We start from the raw sequence: 20,799 nt of genomic DNA on the forward strand, positions 1-20,799 counted from the left end.
CAGTGCGGCCCGGAGGGAATGACGAAACCCGCCGGGCCGTTCAGCATGATGCAAGGTCGCACCTTCAAAGTATTTGGATCGCAAGGTGGGAGAAGAAAAGATGAAACGCTCCGGCTCGATTGCTTGTGCGGCTGGAACGCTTCTCTCGCTTGCCAGCGCGCCGGCAATTGCCGATGACGCATCCAATGGTGAAGAGCTCGTCGCTCGGGCACTTGCGGATGCCAGGCAAGCCTCTCCTGGAATCGAAATCGTATCTTTCGGCTGCACATCCAACCAGCGGATGCTCGCTTGGGTGGACGGCGACCGACTGTACTATCCCTGCATGATGAACGAGTTGGTGCAGGACAGCTTCGACGCAGCAATGCTGGTCAACCTTTTGCTTGCAGAGCCGGTGGCGGAAACTGCGGAACGCCCTAAAGGAGATCCGTCTCTGGCCGAAAGTGCAGCGGCCATAGGTGCAGCGGCGATCGGGTCCGGTCTCGATGACGATACCGATGCCAAGCGAGTGGATCGCTATTACCGCGAGACGCCGAGTGAACCCAACCCTCCCCTCGCGCGCTTCTACCCACGCAATTCGGATACTTTCCGTGCCGAAGTTTCACGCGTCGACAACCTTCGCGATAACGCGCGCCGCAGCGAGGCGACCGACGATAGGATGCAGGAGCGTCTTGAAGAGCGCCGACGCGAAGATCGCGAGGTCCAGGCCCGATACCAGTCAGTCACCGATTTCCTGAACCTGTCGAGAGCGCAGGATTTCTGTCCTGCCGACGGGCGCACCTTCCTGGCAAGAGCCGTGCAGTTTTCCACCAGCCCTCGCCCGGATGACAGGATGGTTGGCTTGTGGGCAGATGACCGCCGACAGGTGCTGCAAGCCTATCTCAACGATGTCTCGCTGTGCCGCTGAGATGCGTCAGTCGTAGGTAACGCCTTCCAGACCTTGTCCTCCGTCCGCAATGAAAGCGTCGATGCGGGCTTCCAGTGCCGGCAACGGGACGGAGCCCAAAGACAGCACCACATCGTGAAATTTGCGGATTTCGAAACGGTCACCCAGCGCGTCCTCGGCCTTAGCCCGAACCCGGCGTATCGTCATCTCGCCGAGTTTGTAGGCCAACGCCTGGCCCGGCCAGCTGATGTATCGATCGATCTCGGTTTCGACTTCCCGAGTTGAAAGCGCCGTGTGGCTGGCGAGGTAATCGATGGCCCGTTCGCGGGTCCAGCCATAGTGGTGGATACCCGTATCGATGACCAGGCGCGCGGCACGCCACATCTCGTAGCTGAGCTTGCCGAACCGCTCGTAAGGCGTGCGATAGATGCCCATCTCTTCGCCGAGGTACTCGGTGTAGAGGCCCCACCCCTCGCCAAAACCTGAAAAATAGGTCTGGCGCCGGAAGCGAGGCGCGTCGTCGCGCTCCAGCGCAAGGGCCATCTGGAAACTGTGGCCCGGAGCGCATTCGTGCATCGTGAGCGCGGGGATGTTGTAAACGGGGCGCGAAGGCAGGTCGTGCGTGTTGATCTGGCAGTATTCAAGCCCGCCCCTTCCGGCAGTGTAGAAGGGCGCGATCGCGGGATCGACAGGTCGCAGTCCGTGCCGATAACGAGGGAGGAAACCGAAGAAATCGCTCAGCCGGTCATCGACACGTTTTGCCGTGTAAGCCGCAACACCCATCAATTCGTCAGGCGTATCGGCAACGAACTGCGGATCGGTTCTCAGGAAGGTGATGAATTCGGCCAAGGTCCCGTCAAAACCGGCGGCCTCTTTCACGCGCTCCATTCCCGCAGTGATCCGCGCAACCTCTTCCAGACCGATTGCGTGGATCTCCTCGGCGGTAAGGTCTAGCGTCGTGTACTGGCGGATTTGCTGGGCGTAATATGCCTGGCCGTCGGGAAATTCGCTGGCTCCGATCGTCTCTCGGGCGCGTGTCAGGTAGTCATCGCGGAAGAATTTCAGAAGCGCCGCATAGGCTGGGGTGACCTGTTGGGAGATGGCCGTTCTCGCCTCTTGTCGCAGACGCTCCTGCTCGTCTTCGGGAATGGATGCGGGCATTGCCTCGAAAGGCTTCCAGAACGGGCTCGTTTCAGGGACATCGACCACGAATGCCTCGATCGACGCATCGCGGCCTTCCAGAGTGACGGCGGGGACGCTGAAGCCACGATCCAGACCGGCACGCGCATTGGCCGTGTGCTCTGCGAAATATCGCGGCAAGTCACGCATGCGGCCGATGTAGTTTTCATACTCCTCTACGGAGGTCAGGGGACTGCGCCCGGCGAGGTAAGACCAGAAATTGGAATCGCTGTTGAGCGGCATTTCCCACTCGGCAAACCGGGCATCGCCGATCTCTGCTTCGAGCAGGGTTCGAAGGACCAGCGCATTGGTCCGCGCATCATTCCCGAGCTGTTCGCTCTCCAGATCCTGCAACTGATCTAACAAATCGGTGTATCGCGCGGCCCGGCTATGCTGCGATGCGGGGGTAACCGAGGGCAGGCTATCGCCTTGCCGCGTCTGACCGCTATCGGTTTCGACCAGTTCGTAAGTAGCAAGCTGATAGTCGTAAAAAGCGTCCGCAAGCGCTGTCAGACGCTCGTCTGGACTTTCCTGCGCGGTAGCCGGTGAAATGGCAGCGATGAGAACCGCCGCTCCAAGCATTGCAGTTCTCATGGCCGATCCACTTCTTTCGCTTAGTCGGGCTTTTTGGCGACGCCGACCATGGCCGGACGCAGCAATCGATCCTTGATCATGTAGCCCGCCTGCATTTCCTGCACGATGGTACCGGGATCGACCTCGTCGGTCGGAATTTCCATCATTGCCTGATGCTGGTTCGGGTCGAGGGGCATGCCCTTGGCCGCAATGCGAGTGATCCCGTTCTGGTGAAACACCTTCTCGAGCTCGCGCTGCGTGGCTTCGATCCCGGCGATAAAGCCCTTGAGCTTTTCGTCTTCGCGCTGCTCGGCAGGAATGGCATCCAGTGCGCGAGCCAGATTGTCAGCTACGCTCAGGACGTCGCGTGCAAAACCGGTCGCCGCATAGTTGCGGGCATCCTGCACGTCCTTTTCCATTCTCCGACGCACATTCTGCGTTTCTGCACGAGCATAGAGGGCATCCTGCTTTGCTGCCTCGAGATCGCCGCGCAGGCTAGCCAGCGCTTCTTCGAGAGCCTCGTCGGAAGCACCGTCTTCGGCACCGTCATCACGCAAATGTTCCGGCACGCCTTCCATCTCGCGCGCCACTTCTTCGTCGACCGCCTTGTCCTGCGGTTCGTTCGTGTTCTCGTTGCTCACTTTAAAACCCTGTCAGCCTAATCTTTTGCCCAAGGAACGGGCCGTGAAATCAACCATGGGGACGACACGGGCGTAATTCAACCGAGTTGGCCCGATGACCCCCAGCACTCCGACCACCTTTCCGTCCCGATCGCGATAGGGCGATGCGATGACCGATGATCCGGACAATGAGAAGAGCCGGTTTTCACTCCCGATGAATATCCTCATCGCGTCGGCATCGCGCGCATTCTCCAGAAGAGTCGCCACCGATTGCTTGTTTTCCAGGTCGTCCAGGAGGGAACGGACGCGCTCGATGTCGCTCAGCGCGGTCTCATCCAGCAGGTTGGCCTGTCCGCGCACGATCAAAACCGGGCGCTCCGCGGTGTCGGTGGTCCAGGTAGCGATGCCGCGCGACACAAGATCGCGACTGGCCTCGTCCAGGGCGCTACGTCCACCGGTAATTTCTTGCTGCACCAATGCCGCCGCCTCGGCGAGGGTCCGTCCGGAGGAACGGGCCGTCAGATAATTACTCGCCTGTTCGAGCGAAACCCCAAGCACCGCCGTGGGGACCGTGAGGATGCGGTTCTCGACATGGCCATCCTCCCCTACCAGGACGGCCAGCACGCGATTGGCATCGAGAGCGGTGAGCGACACCTGCGAAAGGCGCGGCTCCCGTCGCGGCACCATGACCATGCCTGCGGCCCCGGAAAGATCGGAAAGGAGCGCGCTGGTCTCTTCCAATGCCCGCTCGATCGGGCCGGGTTCCCCAAGCCGCTTCTCGATGGCCGCACGCTCCTGCGCGGTCGGTTCGGCAACCTGCATCATCGCGTCAACAAACAGGCGCAGACCGCTTTCCGTAGGCATCCGGCCCGCACTGGTATGGGGCGCGGCAAGCAGTCCGCGTTGTTCAAGTTCCGCAAGGACGGAGCGGATGGAAGCTGGCGAGAGGCTTACCCCGCCATCTGCGGCAAGCGCTTTCGAGCCGACAGGGGTCCCGGTGTCGAGATACCCCTCGACGACCAGGCGGAAGATTTCCCGGGCGCGCTCGGAAAGATCGGAAAGCGGGGTGCCGTTCATACCCTCTATCTAACCACTCCACTTGCGGCCTCAAGGCCCATCGGCCAAAGCCTCCCACGAGATTCGACTGAATTGGAGATTAGAATGCGACCTTCAGGACGCGCGCCCGACGAAATGCGCGCAATCACTATCGAGACCGGCTACACCAAACATGCTGAAGGCAGCTGCCTTATCAGCTTTGGCGAAACGCGGGTCCTGTGCACGGCATCCGTCGAAGAACGCATTCCGCCGTGGCTTCGCGGCAAGGGAGAAGGCTGGGTCACCGGCGAATACTCCATGCTCCCGCGCGCAACGCACACGCGCGGACAGCGCGAGGCGGCAAAGGGCAAGCAAAGCGGACGGACGCAGGAAATTCAGCGCCTTATCGGCCGCAGCTTGCGTGCAGTCGTGGATATGAAGAAGCTGGGCGAGCGTCAGATCACCCTCGATTGCGATGTCATCCAGGCGGATGGGGGCACACGTACCGCTTCGATCTCGGGCGCATGGGTAGCGCTGCGTCTGGCCGTCGATGGCCTGATGAAATCGGGCGACATCGTGGAGGACCCCATCACTGCAAAGGTCGCGGCGATTTCCTGCGGCGTGTACAAGGGTACGCCGGTGCTCGACCTGGATTATCCCGAAGACAGCAACGCCGACGCCGACGCCAACTTCGTATTGATCGAAGGCGGCAAGATCGCCGAAGCACAGGCCACTGCCGAAGGTGCGCCCTATGACGAGGAAGCCTTCCTGCGCCTCCTCCGACTGGCGCAAATGGGCTGCGCACAAGTGTTCAAGGCACAGGACGAGGCAACGCGCAAATGACCCGTCGGCTCGGTTCGGGCAGCCTGGTGATCGCCACGCACAACGCAGGCAAGCTGAAGGAAATTTCGGCCCTGCTCGCTCCTTACGGAGTGAAGTGCATCTCGGCGGGATCGCTCGGCCTGCCCGAACCGCCCGAGACAGGTACGACCTATGTTCAGAACGCCTTGCTCAAGGCTCGCGCAGCCGCAGAGGCGTCTGGCCTGCCCGCTCTCGCCGACGACAGCGGGCTTTCGGTCGATGCACTGGACGGGCGCCCGGGCGTGTACACGGCCGATTGGGCCGAACGGCAGCATTTCGAAGGCGAGCCGGGGCGTGACTGGTACATGGCGATGGGCAAGGTCGAGGGCATGCTTCAGGAAAAAGGGGCGGATGTGGATCGCTCATGCGCATTCCATTGCGTCCTGGCACTTGCCTGGCCAGACGGTGAGCGGGCGGTCTACGAGGGAACGGCACCCGGCACGCTGACCTGGCCTCCGCGAGGCGAGATGGGTTTCGGTTATGATCCGGTATTTGTCCCCGACGGACGCGACCTGACCTTTGCGGAGATACCGCCCGAAGAAAAACACGCCATCAGCCACCGTGCCGATGCATTTGCGAAACTGGTGGCGGAGCAGTTCGGCTAATACGCCATGCGTCCCCAGACATTGCCCGCCGGGTAATAGCGGCAAACGAGGACATCCCAACCCCGGTCGGTAACGACCGCGCAGCCGACCTCCTGTGTATCGCGCCAGATCACCTGCGTGTAATGCGCGACGTCGGCCCATTGACCGGTACGCGAAATTTCGGGAAAACGGCCGTGCCGATAATGGCGTTTTTCGTCTATGAACATGCCGACCATCGTGTCGACAGGCCAAGCGTCTGCGGTCCCCATCCAGAGGTTCTCGCCCGTACCGCTGCGCACCGATGCATCGGCGTGCTCGAGGCGTCCTTTGCGGGCAAGCTTGTGACCCCATTCCTTCGCTTCAAGCGCAAGCTGCGGACTCCAGCGAAGCATCGGGAGTCCCAACTGCTCGCGTTCGCGGTTATGAAGATGAAGAATGCGCCCGGCATGGCGATCGGTTGCGGCATCGTGCGCTCGATGCTCACGCACCGTGGCTGACGAGGTAGCAGCGCCGCCAGCGCTTGCAGCGACACCGACACCCGTGGCACATAGCAGTCCCAATGCGGCGATAGCTGTCGCGTAGAGTTTCATGCCTTCCATACCTTCGGTTAGACCGGAGCTGCCTTAATTTTCAATGAAAGCGCCCCTTGGCCAAAGCCCTCTACATCCACTGGCCTTTTTGCCTCGCGAAATGCCCATATTGCGACTTCAACAGCCACGTCCGCAATCGGACGGATATGGCCGTCTGGGAGCGCGCGCTGCTCAGCGACATGAGAGCGGAGGCAGCGCAGAACAATTCTCAGGAAAAGCTTGCAAGTATCTTTTTTGGCGGGGGAACTCCTTCCTTGATGCCGCCTGCTCTGGTTGAAAACCTCCTCAAGGAAGCGGAGGAAATATGGGGCTTCGACAATGGCATCGAGATCACGCTTGAGGGCAATCCATCGTCGGTCGAGGCAGCCAATTTCGCTGCGCTCGCCACCGCCGGCGTGAACCGCGTGTCACTTGGCGTTCAGTCACTGCGGGACGAAACGCTCCGGTTTTTGGGTAGGTTGCATGGCGCCGAGGAAGCTATCCACGCTCTCGAAACTGCTCAGACCCACTTCGAGCGCGTTTCCATCGATCTTATCTACGCCCGCCCCGATCAGACCGAAACAGAGTGGCGGCGGGAATTGTCGGAAGCACTGGCGCTCGGCACCGATCACCTATCACTGTACCAGCTGACGATTGAGCCGACGACACGCTTTGCAACCGATGTCCGGCGCGGTGTGTTCACGCCGCTGGACAACGACCCGGCAGCAGATCTCTTCACCATGACGCGGGAGATGACCTCCGCCGCCGGGCTTCCAGCCTATGAAATCAGCAATCATGCGCGGCCCGGGCAGGAAAGCCGACACAATCTGACATATTGGCGATACCAGGATTACCTGGGCATCGGTCCTGGCGCACATGGACGGCGGGAAAGCAGTGCGACGCTTCGCCACAAGAAGCCCGAAAACTATCTTGCCGCAATCGAACGCGAAGGTTCGGGCATATCGGAGAGCCGTACGCTATCATCGCGTGAACAAGCCTCTGAAGCCCTGCTCATGGGCCTGCGGTTGGCAGAAGGTATCGATATTGACGCGCTTTCCCGCCGCTTCGACGTCACGCAGGCTGCGATGATCGATGACGCCAAGTTGCGCCTCTATCGTGATCTCGGCCTCGTCTGGAAGAATGCAGAGAGGATTGGCGTCACCGAAGCTGGGATGCCCTTGCTCGACGCCCTGCTGGGAGAGCTCGTTTCAGAGGACCTCGTGACCGGATGACCAAGGCGGATTGCCTTCAGGCCTGGCACGACCATCTGTCGCTGGCACAGCGGCGCTCCGACCATACCGTGCGCGCCTATGCCAAGGCAGCAGAGCGGCTCATGTCCCGCCGCGAATTCGATACGTTCGATCAGGTTGCCGCACTGACTGCTGCAGAGTTGCGAAGTCATCTGGCGTCACGCCGCAGCGATGGTCTGTCCAATGCCTCGACTGCACGCGAGCTTTCCGCCCTGAAGGGTTTCGTGTCGTTCGCTAAGGCGCAGACGGGTCACGACGTCACGCAGGCTCCGCGTCTAAGAGGCCCGCGTCTCAAGAAGGGTCTGCCGCGTCCTGTTTCGCCGGATGATGCGATGGGGTTGGCTGAAACGGTCGAAGCGATGGCGATGGAAGATTGGGTCGGCGCGCGCGACCGTGCGGTCCTGCTTCTGCTGTATGGCTCTGGCTTGCGCATCGCCGAGGCCCTGTCGCTCACAGGCTCCGACCTGCCTCTTGGTGAGACGCTCACGGTTACAGGCAAGGGTAGCAAGCAAAGGACCGTGCCAATCCTCCCGCTAGTACGGGATGCGATTGCGGAATATTGCGCCCTCAATCCCTGGCCGCTTGGGCCGCGCGATCCCCTGTTCCGTGGGGTGAAAGGCGGCGCGCTTTCGCAAGGAGTTATCCAGAAAGCGACCGCCCGGGCACGCAAGGCGCTGGGACTTCCGGACACTGCTACACCGCACGCGCTGAGGCATAGCTTTGCGACCCATTTGCTTGGCGCAGGAGCGGATCTGCGCAGCCTGCAGGAGCTGCTCGGTCATGCCAGCCTTGGCTCGACACAAATCTATACGAAGGTCGATGCCGCCAGTCTGCTCGACACCTATCGCAACGCACATCCACGCGACCGCGACTGATTACATAGCGGCGTGACGTCGCTCGATGGCATCCCAGATCAGCGCGGGTGTATCGGTCCCGTTGAACTTGTCGATCGCGACGATCCCCGTCGGGGACGTGACATTAATTTCGGTCAGGTACTTGCCGCCGATCACATCGATGCCGACGAAGACCAGGCCCCTCTTCTTGAGCTCGGGACCCATCGCCGCGCAAATCTCTTCCTCCCGCTCGGAGAGCTCCGTGGCTTCGGCATGGCCACCCTGAGCGAGATTCGAACGAAACTCACCTTCCCCCGGGAAGCGATTGATTGCACCTGCAAATTCCCCATCGACGAGGACGATCCGCTTGTCGCCTTCGCTCACTTCGGGGAGGAATGGCTGGATCATGTGCGGTTCTGGCCAGGTGAGGTCGAAAACCTCGCTCAGCGCGGACAGGTTGGTACCCGCCTCGTCCAGCCGGAAAATCGCCTTACCGCCATTGCCGTGAAGCGGCTTGATGACGACCGATCCGTGCTTCTGCTGGAAAGCTCGCAAGTCGTCGAGATGCCGCGCGATCATCGTCGGGGGCATGAACCGGGCGTAATCGAGGACAAACATCTTTTCGGGAGCATTCACGACTTCACGCGGATCGTTGATCACCAGGGTGGTGCCCTTGAGCCGATCCAGCAGCAGCGCCGAGCTGATGTAACCGAGGTGGAAGGGGGGATCCTGCCGCATCAGGATGACGTCGATATCTTTCGCCAGGTCGATCCTGCGCCTTTCGCCTGCCGTGAAGTGATCGCCTTCGACGCGCTTGACGGTGACCGGCGCGGCATGGGCGGTAATGCGACCAGCAGGCGTGCCGTCGCTTTCGTAGGCAAGCGAGGTGACGTCGTAGTGCCAAACCTCGTGACCCCGCGCCTGAGCAGCCAGCATTAGCGCAAAGCTGCTGTCGCCAGCGATATTGATGCTTTCGAGCGGGTCCATCTGGACGGCGACACGCAGGCCCATTGCGATCTCCTAAGGTTGCCAGGCGTTGGCGATGTGGCGGGGGAATGCCCCGGGCGCAAGCAGGATCACGTCTACGCGTATGTCCTCGCCATTTGCGGCATAGCGATGCGCGACGGATTCGGTGGCCGCAGCCACGCGCGCCAGCCGCCTCTCGTCGATGGCATTGTCGAGTTCGGTGCGTTTGCTACGCCATTTTACTTCGATGAAAGCCACGAGGTTTCCTCGTTTGGCTACGAGATCGATTTCGCCTGCCCTCGTTTTCACCCGCTGGTCGAGGATGTGCCAGCCCTTGGCGCGCAGCCAGAAGGCCGCCCTCGCCTCACCATCCCTACCGTTCCGTTCGGCAGTTTGCCGCTTCATTCCGCCTTGAGACCCATGGCCCGGGTGTAGAGAGCCTTGCGATCGAGTCCGGTCGCCTTGGCCACGTGACCGGCAGCTTGCGAAGGCTTCATCGTCGTCAGCGCCTCGCGCAGCATATCGTCGGCGTCGGCCTCGTTTGCCTGCACCGCCTGAGGCGGACCGACGAGCAGCACGATCTCGCCACGGGGTGGATGGGCATCGTAATAGGCCATGAGGCCCGAGGCGAAGCCACGCCGGCATTCTTCGTGAAGCTTCGTCAATTCGCGGGCCACCGCAATTTCGCGCTTGGGCAGGACTTCCTCGATGGTGGCCAGCGTTTTGAGGAGCCGCGGCGCGGTCTCGTAAAACACCAGCGTTGCGTCGATCGACGCAAGCTCCTCAAGCGTTTCCCTGCGTCCTTTATCCTTCGATGGGAGAAAACCCGCAAACAGGAAGCGGTCGTTCGGCAGGCCTGAAAGGGTCAGTCCGACCACGGCGGCGCACGGACCGGGGATACTGGTCACCTCTATTCCCTGCTCCCGGCAGTCGTTGACCAGTCGATAGCCCGGATCGCTTACCATGGGCGTACCGGCATCGCTCACCAGGGCAACCGCCCTCGTCCGCATGGATTCGACCAGCCTTGTACGATCGCGATGCTCGCTATGATCATCATAGCGCCACATCGGTTTCGAGATGCCGAGGTGCTTGAGCAGCTTGCCCGTGACCCGCGTATCTTCGCAGGCGACCCCGTCGCATCGGCGCAGGATATCTACCGCGCGCATCGTTATGTCGCCCAGATTGCCGATAGGGGTGGCAACCAGATAGAGACCGGGTGTAAGACTTTGGTCAGGCGCAGGGGATGCGGGTTCGCTCACATGCCTTCCATGACCAGCAAAGAGGGACGCGGCAAGGATGATGCAGGCATTTATGAACCGGCGCGGTGCGATCGCAGCTTTGGGCGCGGTGGCACTTTCGGGCTGTGCGATCATTCCCAAGACGGCGGAACCCGCGCCGCCCACGCCTACTCCGGAACCTAGCGCAACGGCTTTGCCACAGGACGGCGAACGGCACCGCGTTGCGCTGCTCGTCCCGATGTCGGGAGACAACGGTATGGTTGGCCAATCGATCGCGAATGCGACGACGATGGCCCTGCTGGACACGAATGCCGACAATATCCGGATCACGACGTACGACACTGCGCGCGGCGCTATGGCAGCGACGAACGATGCGCTTGCAGACGGCAACCGGCTTATCCTTGGCCCCCTGTTGGGAAGCAATGTGGCAACCGTTCGCTCGGCGGCAGCTGCGTCGAATGTGCCGATCATCAGTTTTTCCAACGACACTACTGTCGCTGGGCCCGGTGTGTTCATCATGGGCCACATTCCGGAACAGTCCATCGATCGCAGCGTGGAGTATGCTCGCGAGCAGGGTGCGAATACGTTTGCCGTGCTTGCCCCTGATTCCGAATACGGACTGCGCGCGGAAGCGGCGCTGCGATCCGCACTTTCATCCTACGGCGGGCGACTGATCGCTACCGAGCGCTATTCGCGGTCGAACACCTCGGTCGTCAGTGCGGCCGGAAGGCTCAAGGCCATGGGTGGGTTCGACACGGTCCTTATCGCCGATGGCGGAACCCCTTCGATCCGCGGCGGCCAGGCCATCGCGTCACCGTCCTTGCGGATCCTCGGTACTGAGAGATGGGCCGGGGAAAGCGCGCTCCTGCGGGTGGCTGAGCTCGAAGGAGCCTTGTTCTCTGCGGTGTCCGACGGGCGCTACGCTGGGTTCGTCACAAGTTACGAAGCACGCTTCGGAAGCCAACCCTATCGGGTGGCCACGCTTGGATATGATGCCGTTCTTCTCACCTTGCGCGCTGCACGCGATTGGCCGGTCGGCCGCGATTTCCCTAGCAATGTCCTGTTCCAGTCGGGCGGCTTCGACGGGATGGATGGCCCATTTCGGTTCCAACGGAACGGTATCGTCGAACGAGCGATGGAGGTCCGCGCTGTCAGCGATGGCGGGATAATCACCGTTTCGAGTGCACCTGCCGGCTTCTGATGGGCGGATAACATGCGGACAGTGCTTGTGCGCGTGGATTCGCGCGCGATATAGCAGTCACCATGTCCGACGATCTTTTCGAAAATACCCCCACATCGAGCGGCGATTACGACGCATCCTCCATCGAGGTCCTCGAAGGTCTCGAACCGGTGCGCCGGCGCCCGGGCATGTATATCGGCGGGACCGACGATCGCGCCCTGCATCACCTCGTCGCCGAGGTGCTCGACAACGCGATGGACGAAGCGGTTGCGGGCCATGCCAGCAGGATCGAAATCCGGCTGGACGAAGGCAACAAGGTCACCATCAGCGACAATGGCCGCGGCATCCCCGTTGCAGAGCACCCGAAATACCCGGGAAAATCCACGCTAGAGGTCATTCTCACCACCCTGCACTCGGGCGGGAAGTTCTCTGGCAAGGCCTATGCAACCAGCGGCGGCTTGCACGGGGTTGGCGTATCCGTAGTCAACGCCCTGTCCGACTATACTCGCGTCGAGGTCGCTCGCGACAAGCAGCTTTACGCGCAGGAGTTTTCCAAGGGGCATCCCACCGGAAAACTTCAGGAGCTAGGCGCCATCCCGAACCGGCGGGGCACCACCGTCAGCTTCACCCCCGATACCGAGATCTTCGGGGACCGTGCGTTCAAACCGAAACGCCTGTTCAAGCTCGCTCGATCGAAAGCCTATCTCTTCGCTGGCGTCGAAATCCGCTGGAAATGCGCTGACGCCCTGGTCAGCGAAGATGTTCCGGCAGAAGCCGTTTTCAAATTTCCCGGCGGCCTCGCAGATCACCTTGCAGAACAGCTGGGCGGACGCGAATGCGTTACCGCACAACCCTTTGCCGGAAACCAGGACTTTCCCGATGAGCAAGGCCGTGTCGAATGGGCTATCGCCTGGCCGCTGTTTTCCGACGGGTCGACTAGCTGGTATTGCAACACCGTGCCGACACCCGATGGCGGTACGCATGAGCAAGGCCTGCGCGCGGCCCTGACCAAGGGCCTCAGGGCGTTCGGCGAACTCACTGGCACCAAGAAAGCGAAAGATCTCACCGCAGACGACGTGATGAACGGTGCGGAAGTCATGCTGTCCGTTTTCGTTCGCGACCCGCAATTCCAGAGCCAGACGAAAGATCGCCTGACTTCGCCCGATGCCGTCCGGCTGGTCGAGAATGCGGTTCGCGATCACTTCGATCATTTCCTTTCCGACAACATGGACCGCGGCAAGGCTCTGCTTGGCCAGGTCATGGAGCGGATGGACGAGCGCCTGCGTCGCAAGCAGGAACGCGAAATCAAGCGCAAGACCGCGACGAATGCGAAGAAGCTCCGCCTTCCTGGCAAGCTGACCGATTGCAGCGGCGACGGCGACGGCGAAACGGAGCTGTTCATCGTCGAGGGGGATTCGGCAGGCGGCAGCGCCAAGCAGGCCCGCAACCGCAAGACGCAGGCCATCCTTCCCATTCGCGGCAAGATCCTGAACGTCGCAAGTGCAACTGCCGACAAGATCCGCGCCAATAGCGAAATCGCCGACCTGAGCCTGGCGATGGGTTGCGGGACCCGCAAGGATTGCGACGCGGAGAACCTGCGCTACGACCGTATCATCATTATGACCGACGCCGATGTCGACGGCGCGCACATCGCCACGCTGCTCATGACGTTCTTCTTCCAGGAGATGACCGATATCGTGCGCAACGGTCATCTCTACCTTGCCCAGCCGCCGCTCTACCGCCTAACCGCCGGCAAGGAGAGCCGCTATGCCCGTGACGACGAGCATCGCAAGGAGCTGGAAGAGACGGTATTCAAGGGCAAGAAGGTCGATGTCGGCCGCTTCAAGGGCTTGGGCGAGATGAACCCTCAACAGCTTCGCGAAACGACCATGAACCCGGAGACACGTTCTCTGATCCGCATCACCCTGCCTCCGGAATTCGAAGACCGCGCCAAGGTCAAGGAACTGGTGGACCAACTCATGGGCCGCAATCCAGAGCATCGGTTCAATTTCATCCAGAACAATGCCGGTGAGTTCGACCGCGAAATGATCGATGCCTGACGACGAGGAAGAGCCGGACGGAACCAAGGAAGGCGATGTGATGGCCGGCGACCGCCGGATCGCCCGGACAGATACTGCCCTTCCCGATTGGTACGCATCGGACGCTGCCTACCGGCCCATCCCCATTGCCTGGTTTGCAGGAGCGCTTGTCCTGCAAGTGGTGGCACAGCCCGCCACCGTCATGCTTTTCTGGGGCCTGTTCGGTCTTCCACGACTTGCTGTCGTGGCAATCGCCCTCCTGATCAGCGGAATGATCTGGCAATTCACCAGGGATCGCGGAATGTCTGGCGCGGCGAAACCATGGCAGTGGGCCACGGGTCTCATGCTCGCATTCTTTTTCGGCATTACCGCACTGTCGATGCTCGGCTAGATCTCTGCATCGCCCATGCGGGTGTGGACATGCAGTTCGCCCTCGAGAGTCCGATGGACCGGGCACTTGTCCGCAATCTCCAGCAGCCGGGCCCTCTGTTCATCGTCGAGGGCGTCGCCGCGGATCGAGATCACCCTGTTGAGGGCCTGCATCTGCTTGCCTTCCTGCATAGCCTCCACGTGGTCGCACTCTTCTTCGTGCTTGCGTTCATGCGTCACGTGGACACTGACACCTTCCAGCGGCCATTTCTTGCGATCCGCATACATCTTCATCGTCATCGCCGTGCACGTGCCCAGGGCGGCATTGAGAAGGTCGTACGGCGTCGGTCCACTGTCGTCGCCGCCGTAGCTCTTCGGCTCGTCGGCAATGAACTGGTGCGAGACGGTGTGCACCTCTGTGCCGAATTTCCCGTGACCGGTGCAGGCGACGATGCCCTCCTGCGGCATGGGCCAGTCCTCCCGCAGCGGAAGGTAGCGATGGGCCCATCCCGCGATGACCCGAGCCGCAAAGTCGGCGTCTTCTTCCTGCAGTAGCAAGTGATCTGCACCCTCCAGGCTGACGAAGCTCTTCGGATGCTTGGCCGCCTGGAATAGCGCGCTGGCGTGTTCCACCCCGACGATGGCGTCGGTCGGGGAATGCAGGAACAGGAGAGGCTTCCTGAGACGCTTCACCTCTTCGAGCAGGTCGATATTCTCGACCCGCTCCAGGAATTCTCGTCCGAGGCAGAATTCCTGCCCGCCGATCCGCACCTCGCCTTCACCTTTGCTTCGGATAGCCTCGATATCACCGTCGATATTGCGCAAAACATGCGGAACATCGGAAGGTGCGCCGATCGTGGCAATGGCCGCGACTTGGTCAGTGCCGATTTCGTCTGAAGCAGCCAGGACGGCTGCTCCGCCAAGGCTATGCCCCACGAGCAGGATCGGTTGCTGGAATCGCTCGACCATATATGCGCCAGCTGCGACGAGATCGGAAACGTCCGCAGCAAATCCGGCCCTGCCGAATTCACCGCCGCTTCCGCCGAGGCCGGTAAAGTCGAAACGCAGCGTCGCAATCCCCTCGCGGGCCAATGCGCGCGCAACCGCCACCGCAGCCCGGCTCTGTTTTGTGCAGGTGAAGCAATGGGCAAACAGTGCCGCCCCCCGCACGAGCCCGGTCGGCATTTCGAGCGAGCCGGTCAGGTCATGACCCGCATCGGTGGCAATCGTCAGGTTTTCGGTCGGCATGTACCCTCCTTCGTCCTTGGGGATGCAAGTGTTACAACGCCCCCTTGCCCTAAGCGTGCCCTAGCCCTAACGCATCGCACAAGTTGCAAGGGAAAACCCATGTCCGAAAATTCGACCGACCAGACCCGTTTCGAAGGTACCAGTTCCTATATTGCCACCGAAGACCTGAAGGTCGCGGTGAACGCCGCGGTGACGCTGCGCCGCCCGCTACTCGTCAAGGGTGAGCCCGGCACCGGCAAGACCGTGCTGGCGCACGAAATTTCGAAGGCGCTCGGCGCTCCGATGATCGAATGGAACGTCAAGTCGACGACAAAGGCGCAGCAGGGCCTTTACGAGTACGATGCGGTTGCTCGCCTGCGCGACGGCCAGCTCGGTGACGAGCGGGTCCATGACATCTCGAACTACATCAAGAAGGGCAAGCTGTGGGAGGCGTTCACTTCGCCAGAGCTTCCCGTCCTGCTGATCGACGAAATCGACAAGGCGGACATCGAGTTTCCGAACGACCTCTTGCAGGAACTCGATCGCATGAGCTTCGACGTTTACGAAACGCATGAGCAGATCGAGGCTCAGGAACGCCCGATCGTCGTCATCACTTCGAACAACGAGAAGGAACTGCCCGACGCTTTCCTGCGCCGCTGTTTCTTCCACTACATCAAGTTCCCCGATCGCGACACGATGCGGGACATCATCGAAGTCCACTATCCGGGCATCCAGAAGAACCTCGTCTCCAAGGCGATGGAGATCTTCTACGAGCTGCGCGAAGTGCCCGGTCTGAAGAAGAAGCCGAGCACCAGCGAATTGCTGGACTGGCTCAAGCTGTTGCTCAACGAAGACATGCCGCTCGACGTGCTACAGGACAGCAATCCGAACAGCGCGATCCCGCCGCTTCACGGAGCGCTGCTGAAGAACGAGCAGGACGTGATGATGTTCGAACGGCTCGCATTCATGGCGCGCCGCCAACCGTAAATTTCAGGCTACGCCGAACACCGAAAAGGGCGCGTTCCGCAATCGGAGCGCGCCCTTTTCTCTTGGGGTATGTCGTTTAGTCGAGCGAGTAAGCCAGTTCGCTGTCACCCCAGCGACGACCGTTGATGATCAGCGGCACATAAACGTTGCGCACGACCACGTAGTTCTTCCCGTCACCTTCCTGGCGATATACCGCCATCATATAGGGATCGGTGCTCTTCTTCGCGGCGACATCCACACCTTCGAGCATGATGCGGCCGTTGCGGCAGTATTTTGTATCATGCGTCAGGTCGCCGGTAGGCTTGCGCGACCGATCCGAGACATGGGTGGGCAGGAAACCGTTCATGTCGGCAGGCGAGCACATCATGATCGGGCCGCCCTCTGCCACCACCGAATCGATTATCGGGCGCCAGTTGCGATCGGCCCAGTCACTGAGCTTGTTGCGGAAGAGTTGCGGGTTCGTGCCCGGCACTTCCCTGTAATCCGTATCGAAGAACTGCTCCATCGTGAGCTCGCCCTTCTCGATCGCCTCTTCGGCGACGCGGGCGAGGTTCTTCGCGTGATCGATGGCGCGCTCGACCAGCTGGCTGTCCTGCGGCGAGAGGCCCGCCTTCACCAGCTTGTCGAACATGTCGCTCGCGGTCAGTTCGAGTTCTTCCATGCGATCGTGTGCGGTCGCCAGCTTGTTCTCGTTCTCGCTCGCTGCGCGGTCGAAGCTTTCGATGACGGCCGAGACACGGTCCACGTGCTCCGTCATCATGCCCGTTGCACGCGCGATCTGGTCATTCTGCTGGTCGACTTCCTCGACCAGCTGGGAGACGCCCGAAATCGTCGCATCGATGCTCGCGACCGAGCTCTTGGCCTCGTTCGAAGCCTTGGCGCCTGCTTCGATACGCTCGATCACGGTCGCAGCTTCGGTGCCGAGTGTTTCGATCACGTCCGAAATCTCATCCGTCGCCTTGCGTGTTTCACCCGCCAGCGACTTCACCTCGTTGGCGACCACTGCAAAAGTGCGGCCTGCTTCGCCTGCACGCATCGCTTCGATGGTCGCGTTGAGGGCGAGGATATTGGTGGTCTCGGCGATCTGCTCGATGTCCTGAGAACAGCGCTTAACCTGGTCCATCGCCGCAGCGAAACCGGTGACATGGGTCGCCAGCGTTTCGACGAGGTCGAGGAGGTTGGTGATCTGGCTCAGGGACGACTGGATCTGCGTGGTGCCCTGCCCCAACCGCTCGATCGCGCGAGCGGACAGGAGGCGCGCTTCGTCGGAAGCCTCGGCAACCTTGCGTTGGTCTTTTTCGAGTTCGTGGACTGTGCCCTGGAGTTCAGCATGCTCGGCACGCAGGATGCCGGAGCTGTCGATCACCGCCTGCACAATGCCGGCCACATCGGAACACCCGACCGTGACCTTGCCGCACGCCTCCGGAATCGACTCGATGCTCGCCGCTTTCGAAGCATCAACAACGCTAAGTTCCATCAGATACGATCCCTTTGTCCCCGTTCTGCGGGAGGGGTCTAAACGGAAGTGGTTATCAGCGGGTTAAGGCAAATTCCCACTTTCCCGTTTGCGCGGGGCGGCAGGAAAGCTAGGAGAATGCCATGTTCTTCAATTTCGTCGACGAGCTTCGCGCTGCGGGGATCCCCGCAAGCTTCAAGGAACACCTCACGCTGCTGGAGGCCCTGGACAAGGACGTTATCGAGCAATCGCCCGAGGCGTTCTATTATCTCAGCCGCGCGACCTTCGTGAAAGACGAAGGGCTGATCGACCGTTTCGATCAGGTTTTCTCCAAGGTCTTCAAGGGTATCCTCAGCGATTACGGCCAGAACCCGGTCGATGTGCCGGAAGACTGGCTGAAAGCGGTGGCCGAGAAATTCCTGTCCGAAGAAGAGATGGAAAAGATCAAGTCTCTGGGTGACTGGGACGAGATCATGGAGACGCTGAAGAAGCGCCTCGAAGAGCAGGAAAAGCGCCACCAGGGCGGCAACAAGTGGATCGGCACGGGCGGCACCTCACCTTTCGGGAACTCGGGCTACAACCCGGAAGGCGTGCGCATCGGCGGCGAAAGCAAGCACAAACGCGCAATCAAGGTCTGGGACAAGCGCGAATTCAAGAACCTCGACAACACCAAGGAACTGGGCACGCGCAACATCAAGATGGCGCTACGCCGACTGCGCCGCTTTGCCCGCGAAGGCGCGGCCGACGAACTGGATCTCGACGCGACCATCGACGGCACGGCCAAGCAGGGCTGGCTTGACATCCGGATGCGTCCGGAGCGGCACAATGCGGTCAAACTGCTGCTGTTCCTCGATGTGGGCGGGTCGATGGACCCCTTCATCAAGGTGACCGAGGAGCTCTTCAGCGCCGCGACGAGCGAGTTCAAGAACCTGGAATTCTTCTACTTTCACAACTGCCTTTATGAAGGCGTCTGGAAGGATAACCGCCGCCGCTGGCAGGAGCGCACCAAAACCTGGGACGTGCTCCACAAATACGGCCACGATTATAAGATCGTCTTCGTGGGCGATGCGGCGATGAGCCCTTACGAAATCACCCATCCGGGCGGCAGCGTGGAGCATATGAACGAGGAAGCCGGTGCCACGTGGATGCAGCGCGTGGTGAACACCTACCCGGCGACCGTCTGGCTAAATCCCGTGCCCGAAAAGCAGTGGGGCTATTCACAGTCGACGAAGATCATGAAGCAGCTGGTCAACGACCGCATGTATCCCCTCACCCTCGACGGGCTGGACGATGCCATGCGCGAATTGAGCCGCAAGCAGGGGTAGTCAGCAAGCCTAACTGTAGATCAGGTGCGGCGCGATGGTTTCGCGCCACGCTGCCTCGTCGGCGTCTGCCAAAGCATCGAGATCGCCCGGCTCGGCCTCACTGTCGTCCACCCATTCGCGCAACGACGGACCGCCGTTGATCACGTCGATCGCCAGCCTGTCGAACTCGTATTCGTACGGGAAGTCACGCCACAATTCGTAATCCGGATAGAGGTTGCGGATAGCCTTGAATGCGAGGGCCTGCAGTCGCCACGGTTTGAACTCGTGATGATCGTAAAACGGACCTTCTGCGTGGATCATCAAGCCGTTACACAGCGTACCTGAGTGTTTGTGGAAAGTCGGTTCAAACCAACATTCGCGCAAGTGGCATCCCCTTAGCCAACTTGGAGCCATCCCCTGCATGGTAGCCAGCACGGCCGCTGCATCTACATCCGGAGCCCCGAACAGTACTTCGAGAGGGCGCGTTGTGCCTCTCCCCTCGCTCAATGTAGTCCCCTCGAGCATGACTGTGCCCGCATAGGCGCGAGCCATGTTCACATTGGCTGCATTCGGACTGGGATTGATCCAGATCCGGCCTTCCGGCCAACCGAAGCCAGGCCCCCTGCCCGGCTTCCACCCTTCCATTTCGATGACGCGATATTCGACGTCGAGCTTGAAGTAATCGACGAACCAGCGCCCCATTTCACCCATCGTGAGGCCGTGCCGCATCGGCATCGGGGCCGCACCGACGAAGCTTTCCTGGCCCGGAACCAGCAAGGTTCCTTCGACGGGACCGCCTGCCGGGTTCGGCCGATCGAGAACCCAGACTTCCTTGCCGGCCTTGGCGGCCTCTTCCAGCAGGTAGAGCAGCGTCGTCACGAAGGTGTAGATCCGGCAGCCGAGATCCTGGAGGTCGAACAGGAACACGTCCGCCGTGCTCATCATCTGGCCGGTCGGGCGGCGCACTTCGCCATAAAGGCTGAAGATAGGGATGCCGTGGCGCGGATCGGTCTCGTCCGCGGTTTCGACCATATTGTCCTGCTTGTCGCCCTTCAGGCCATGCTGGGGTCCGAATGCCGAGGTAACATTGACCCCCTTGGCGATCAGCGCATCGAGCGAATGCTCCAGCTGCGCAGTGACCGAGGCGGGATGCGCCACGAGGGATACGCGCTTGCTGTCGAGCTGGGCGCGAAGGTCGGACTCCGTAAGGAGACGATCGATGCCGAATTTCATGGCGCGCTGGGTGCCGCAAGCCTTGCTGCGAAGCAAGCCGGATCATGGAAATCCGGCTGATCTTTCGCATGTTTCATCGCCCAGAAGCTTTTGACGCCCCCTTCTTCCTCCAGCACGCAGGTGATGCTCATCTCCTGCTCCCCTCCGGCAATCATGCGCGCGGGAATCGCGGCATCGAATACGGCGAAGGCCTTTCCGGGCCGCATCGTACAATCGGCCGCCCCCGAAACGGGTCGCTCGCTCATGCCGTGTCGGTAGCCGGCAAAATCATAGGCATTCCAGCCTTCCGAGGGCGAGAGGTTCCACTCCGTATAGGAATGCGATCCCGGCTCCTTCAGGAACAGCTCGAAACAGGTCGTTTTCCAGAGCCCGTCGCGGCGCTTTCGACCCACGAATGGTGGAAGGACAAGTCG

At 61.0% G+C, this 20,799-nt stretch carries 21 protein-coding genes; 10 read left to right on the forward strand and 11 right to left on the reverse strand.

Going from position 1 to position 20,799, the window contains the following annotated elements; translation table 11 throughout:
- The first annotated feature begins 100 nt into the window (after window positions 1-100).
- Complete coding sequence (locus CVE41_RS00140) at window positions 101-904, forward strand: hypothetical protein (RefSeq protein ID WP_157799340.1); 804 nt, start codon at window positions 101-103, stop codon at window positions 902-904.
- A 6-nt stretch (window positions 905-910) separates the two neighbouring features.
- Here CVE41_RS00140 and CVE41_RS00145 read toward each other — a convergent pair whose 3' ends face one another.
- The 3 genes from CVE41_RS00145 to hrcA form a co-directional block, all read right to left on the reverse strand.
- The gene (locus CVE41_RS00145) at window positions 911-2,656 is read right to left on the reverse strand and encodes a DUF885 domain-containing protein (protein WP_100258853.1); all 1,746 of its coding nucleotides are present in this window, start codon (window positions 2,654-2,656) and stop codon (window positions 911-913) included.
- A gap of 20 nt (window positions 2,657-2,676) precedes the next feature.
- Window positions 2,677-3,213 (reverse strand): nucleotide exchange factor GrpE, encoded by a 537-nt coding sequence (grpE, locus tag CVE41_RS00150; protein WP_408633974.1) that lies wholly within the window; start codon window positions 3,211-3,213, stop codon window positions 2,677-2,679.
- A 75-nt stretch (window positions 3,214-3,288) separates the two neighbouring features.
- Window positions 3,289-4,332 (reverse strand): heat-inducible transcriptional repressor HrcA, encoded by a 1,044-nt coding sequence (gene hrcA / locus CVE41_RS00155; protein ID WP_100258855.1) that lies wholly within the window; start codon window positions 4,330-4,332, stop codon window positions 3,289-3,291.
- A gap of 84 nt (window positions 4,333-4,416) precedes the next feature.
- Between hrcA and rph the strand changes: the two genes are divergently transcribed.
- The gene (gene rph / locus CVE41_RS00160) at window positions 4,417-5,133 is read left to right on the forward strand and encodes a ribonuclease PH (RefSeq protein ID WP_090483049.1); all 717 of its coding nucleotides are present in this window, start codon (window positions 4,417-4,419) and stop codon (window positions 5,131-5,133) included.
- Complete coding sequence (rdgB, locus tag CVE41_RS00165) at window positions 5,130-5,756, forward strand: RdgB/HAM1 family non-canonical purine NTP pyrophosphatase (RefSeq protein ID WP_100258856.1); 627 nt, start codon at window positions 5,130-5,132, stop codon at window positions 5,754-5,756. Before rph ends, rdgB begins: the two co-directional genes overlap by 4 nt.
- On the opposite strand, the gene CVE41_RS00170 is transcribed toward rdgB, so the two are convergent.
- Window positions 5,753-6,334 (reverse strand): CAP domain-containing protein, encoded by a 582-nt coding sequence (locus tag CVE41_RS00170; protein ID WP_100258857.1) that lies wholly within the window; start codon window positions 6,332-6,334, stop codon window positions 5,753-5,755. The genes rdgB and CVE41_RS00170 overlap by 4 nt on opposite strands.
- Before the next feature lie 47 nt (window positions 6,335-6,381).
- Between CVE41_RS00170 and hemW the strand changes: the two genes are divergently transcribed.
- Window positions 6,382-7,536, forward strand: coding sequence for a radical SAM family heme chaperone HemW (gene hemW, locus CVE41_RS00175; protein ID WP_100258858.1), 1,155 nt, complete (start codon window positions 6,382-6,384; stop codon window positions 7,534-7,536).
- Window positions 7,533-8,429, forward strand: a complete 897-nt coding sequence (locus tag CVE41_RS00180) for a tyrosine recombinase XerC (RefSeq protein WP_100258859.1) — start codon at window positions 7,533-7,535, stop codon at window positions 8,427-8,429. The genes hemW and CVE41_RS00180 overlap by 4 nt, the downstream gene beginning before the upstream one ends.
- On the opposite strand, the gene gshB is transcribed toward CVE41_RS00180, so the two are convergent.
- The 3 genes from gshB to rsmI are packed head-to-tail and all read right to left on the reverse strand — an operon-like array spanning window position 8,430 to window position 10,612.
- Window positions 8,430-9,398, reverse strand: coding sequence for a glutathione synthase (gene gshB, locus CVE41_RS00185; RefSeq protein ID WP_100258860.1), 969 nt, complete (start codon window positions 9,396-9,398; stop codon window positions 8,430-8,432).
- Between the two features lie 9 nt (window positions 9,399-9,407).
- On the reverse strand, window positions 9,408-9,758 hold the full coding sequence (locus CVE41_RS00190) for a YraN family protein (protein ID WP_100258861.1): 351 nt from the start codon (window positions 9,756-9,758) through the stop codon (window positions 9,408-9,410).
- Entirely contained in the window at window positions 9,755-10,612 is an 858-nt protein-coding gene (gene rsmI / locus CVE41_RS00195) for a 16S rRNA (cytidine(1402)-2'-O)-methyltransferase (protein ID WP_232725726.1), read from the reverse strand. Before rsmI ends, CVE41_RS00190 begins: the two co-directional genes overlap by 4 nt.
- 37 nt (window positions 10,613-10,649) lie before the next feature.
- On the opposite strand from rsmI, the gene CVE41_RS00200 reads away from it, so the two are divergent.
- From CVE41_RS00200 to CVE41_RS00210, 3 genes are all read left to right on the forward strand, one after another.
- A complete protein-coding gene (locus tag CVE41_RS00200; protein ID WP_232725727.1) occupies window positions 10,650-11,792 on the forward strand; it encodes a penicillin-binding protein activator in 1,143 nt (380 codons plus the stop codon).
- 62 nt (window positions 11,793-11,854) lie between these two features.
- Complete coding sequence (gene parE, locus CVE41_RS00205; RefSeq protein ID WP_100258864.1) at window positions 11,855-13,831, forward strand: DNA topoisomerase IV subunit B; 1,977 nt, start codon at window positions 11,855-11,857, stop codon at window positions 13,829-13,831.
- Window positions 13,824-14,201, forward strand: a complete 378-nt coding sequence (locus CVE41_RS00210) for a hypothetical protein (protein WP_100258865.1) — start codon at window positions 13,824-13,826, stop codon at window positions 14,199-14,201. The genes parE and CVE41_RS00210 overlap by 8 nt, the downstream gene beginning before the upstream one ends.
- Here the strand turns inward: CVE41_RS00210 and CVE41_RS00215 are convergent.
- Complete coding sequence (locus CVE41_RS00215; RefSeq protein ID WP_100258866.1) at window positions 14,198-15,427, reverse strand: bifunctional alpha/beta hydrolase/OsmC family protein; 1,230 nt, start codon at window positions 15,425-15,427, stop codon at window positions 14,198-14,200. The genes CVE41_RS00210 and CVE41_RS00215 overlap by 4 nt on opposite strands.
- A 99-nt stretch (window positions 15,428-15,526) precedes the next feature.
- On the opposite strand from CVE41_RS00215, the gene CVE41_RS00220 reads away from it, so the two are divergent.
- Window positions 15,527-16,393 carry an AAA family ATPase gene (locus CVE41_RS00220; RefSeq protein ID WP_100258867.1) on the forward strand — a complete coding sequence of 289 codons (867 nt, stop codon included), beginning with the start codon at window positions 15,527-15,529 and terminating at the stop codon, window positions 16,391-16,393.
- A gap of 76 nt (window positions 16,394-16,469) precedes the next feature.
- Here CVE41_RS00220 and CVE41_RS00225 read toward each other — a convergent pair whose 3' ends face one another.
- Complete coding sequence (locus CVE41_RS00225; RefSeq protein ID WP_100258868.1) at window positions 16,470-17,870, reverse strand: methyl-accepting chemotaxis protein; 1,401 nt, start codon at window positions 17,868-17,870, stop codon at window positions 16,470-16,472.
- Between the two features lie 122 nt (window positions 17,871-17,992).
- Between CVE41_RS00225 and CVE41_RS00230 the strand changes: the two genes are divergently transcribed.
- Window positions 17,993-19,174: a vWA domain-containing protein gene (locus CVE41_RS00230; RefSeq protein ID WP_100258869.1), complete on the forward strand. Its 1,182-nt coding sequence runs from the start codon at window positions 17,993-17,995 to the stop codon at window positions 19,172-19,174.
- Between the two features lie 9 nt (window positions 19,175-19,183).
- On the opposite strand, the gene CVE41_RS00235 is transcribed toward CVE41_RS00230, so the two are convergent.
- Both CVE41_RS00235 and CVE41_RS00240 read right to left on the reverse strand, forming a co-directional pair.
- The gene (locus CVE41_RS00235; RefSeq protein ID WP_100258870.1) at window positions 19,184-20,386 is read right to left on the reverse strand and encodes an exo-beta-N-acetylmuramidase NamZ family protein; all 1,203 of its coding nucleotides are present in this window, start codon (window positions 20,384-20,386) and stop codon (window positions 19,184-19,186) included.
- On the reverse strand, window positions 20,383-20,778 hold the full coding sequence (locus CVE41_RS00240) for a DOMON domain-containing protein (protein WP_332835720.1): 396 nt from the start codon (window positions 20,776-20,778) through the stop codon (window positions 20,383-20,385). Before CVE41_RS00240 ends, CVE41_RS00235 begins: the two co-directional genes overlap by 4 nt.
- Window positions 20,779-20,799: the final 21 nt, after the last annotated feature.

The organism is Qipengyuania seohaensis, from assembly GCF_002795865.1.
Taxonomy (GTDB): domain Bacteria; phylum Pseudomonadota; class Alphaproteobacteria; order Sphingomonadales; family Sphingomonadaceae; genus Qipengyuania; species Qipengyuania seohaensis.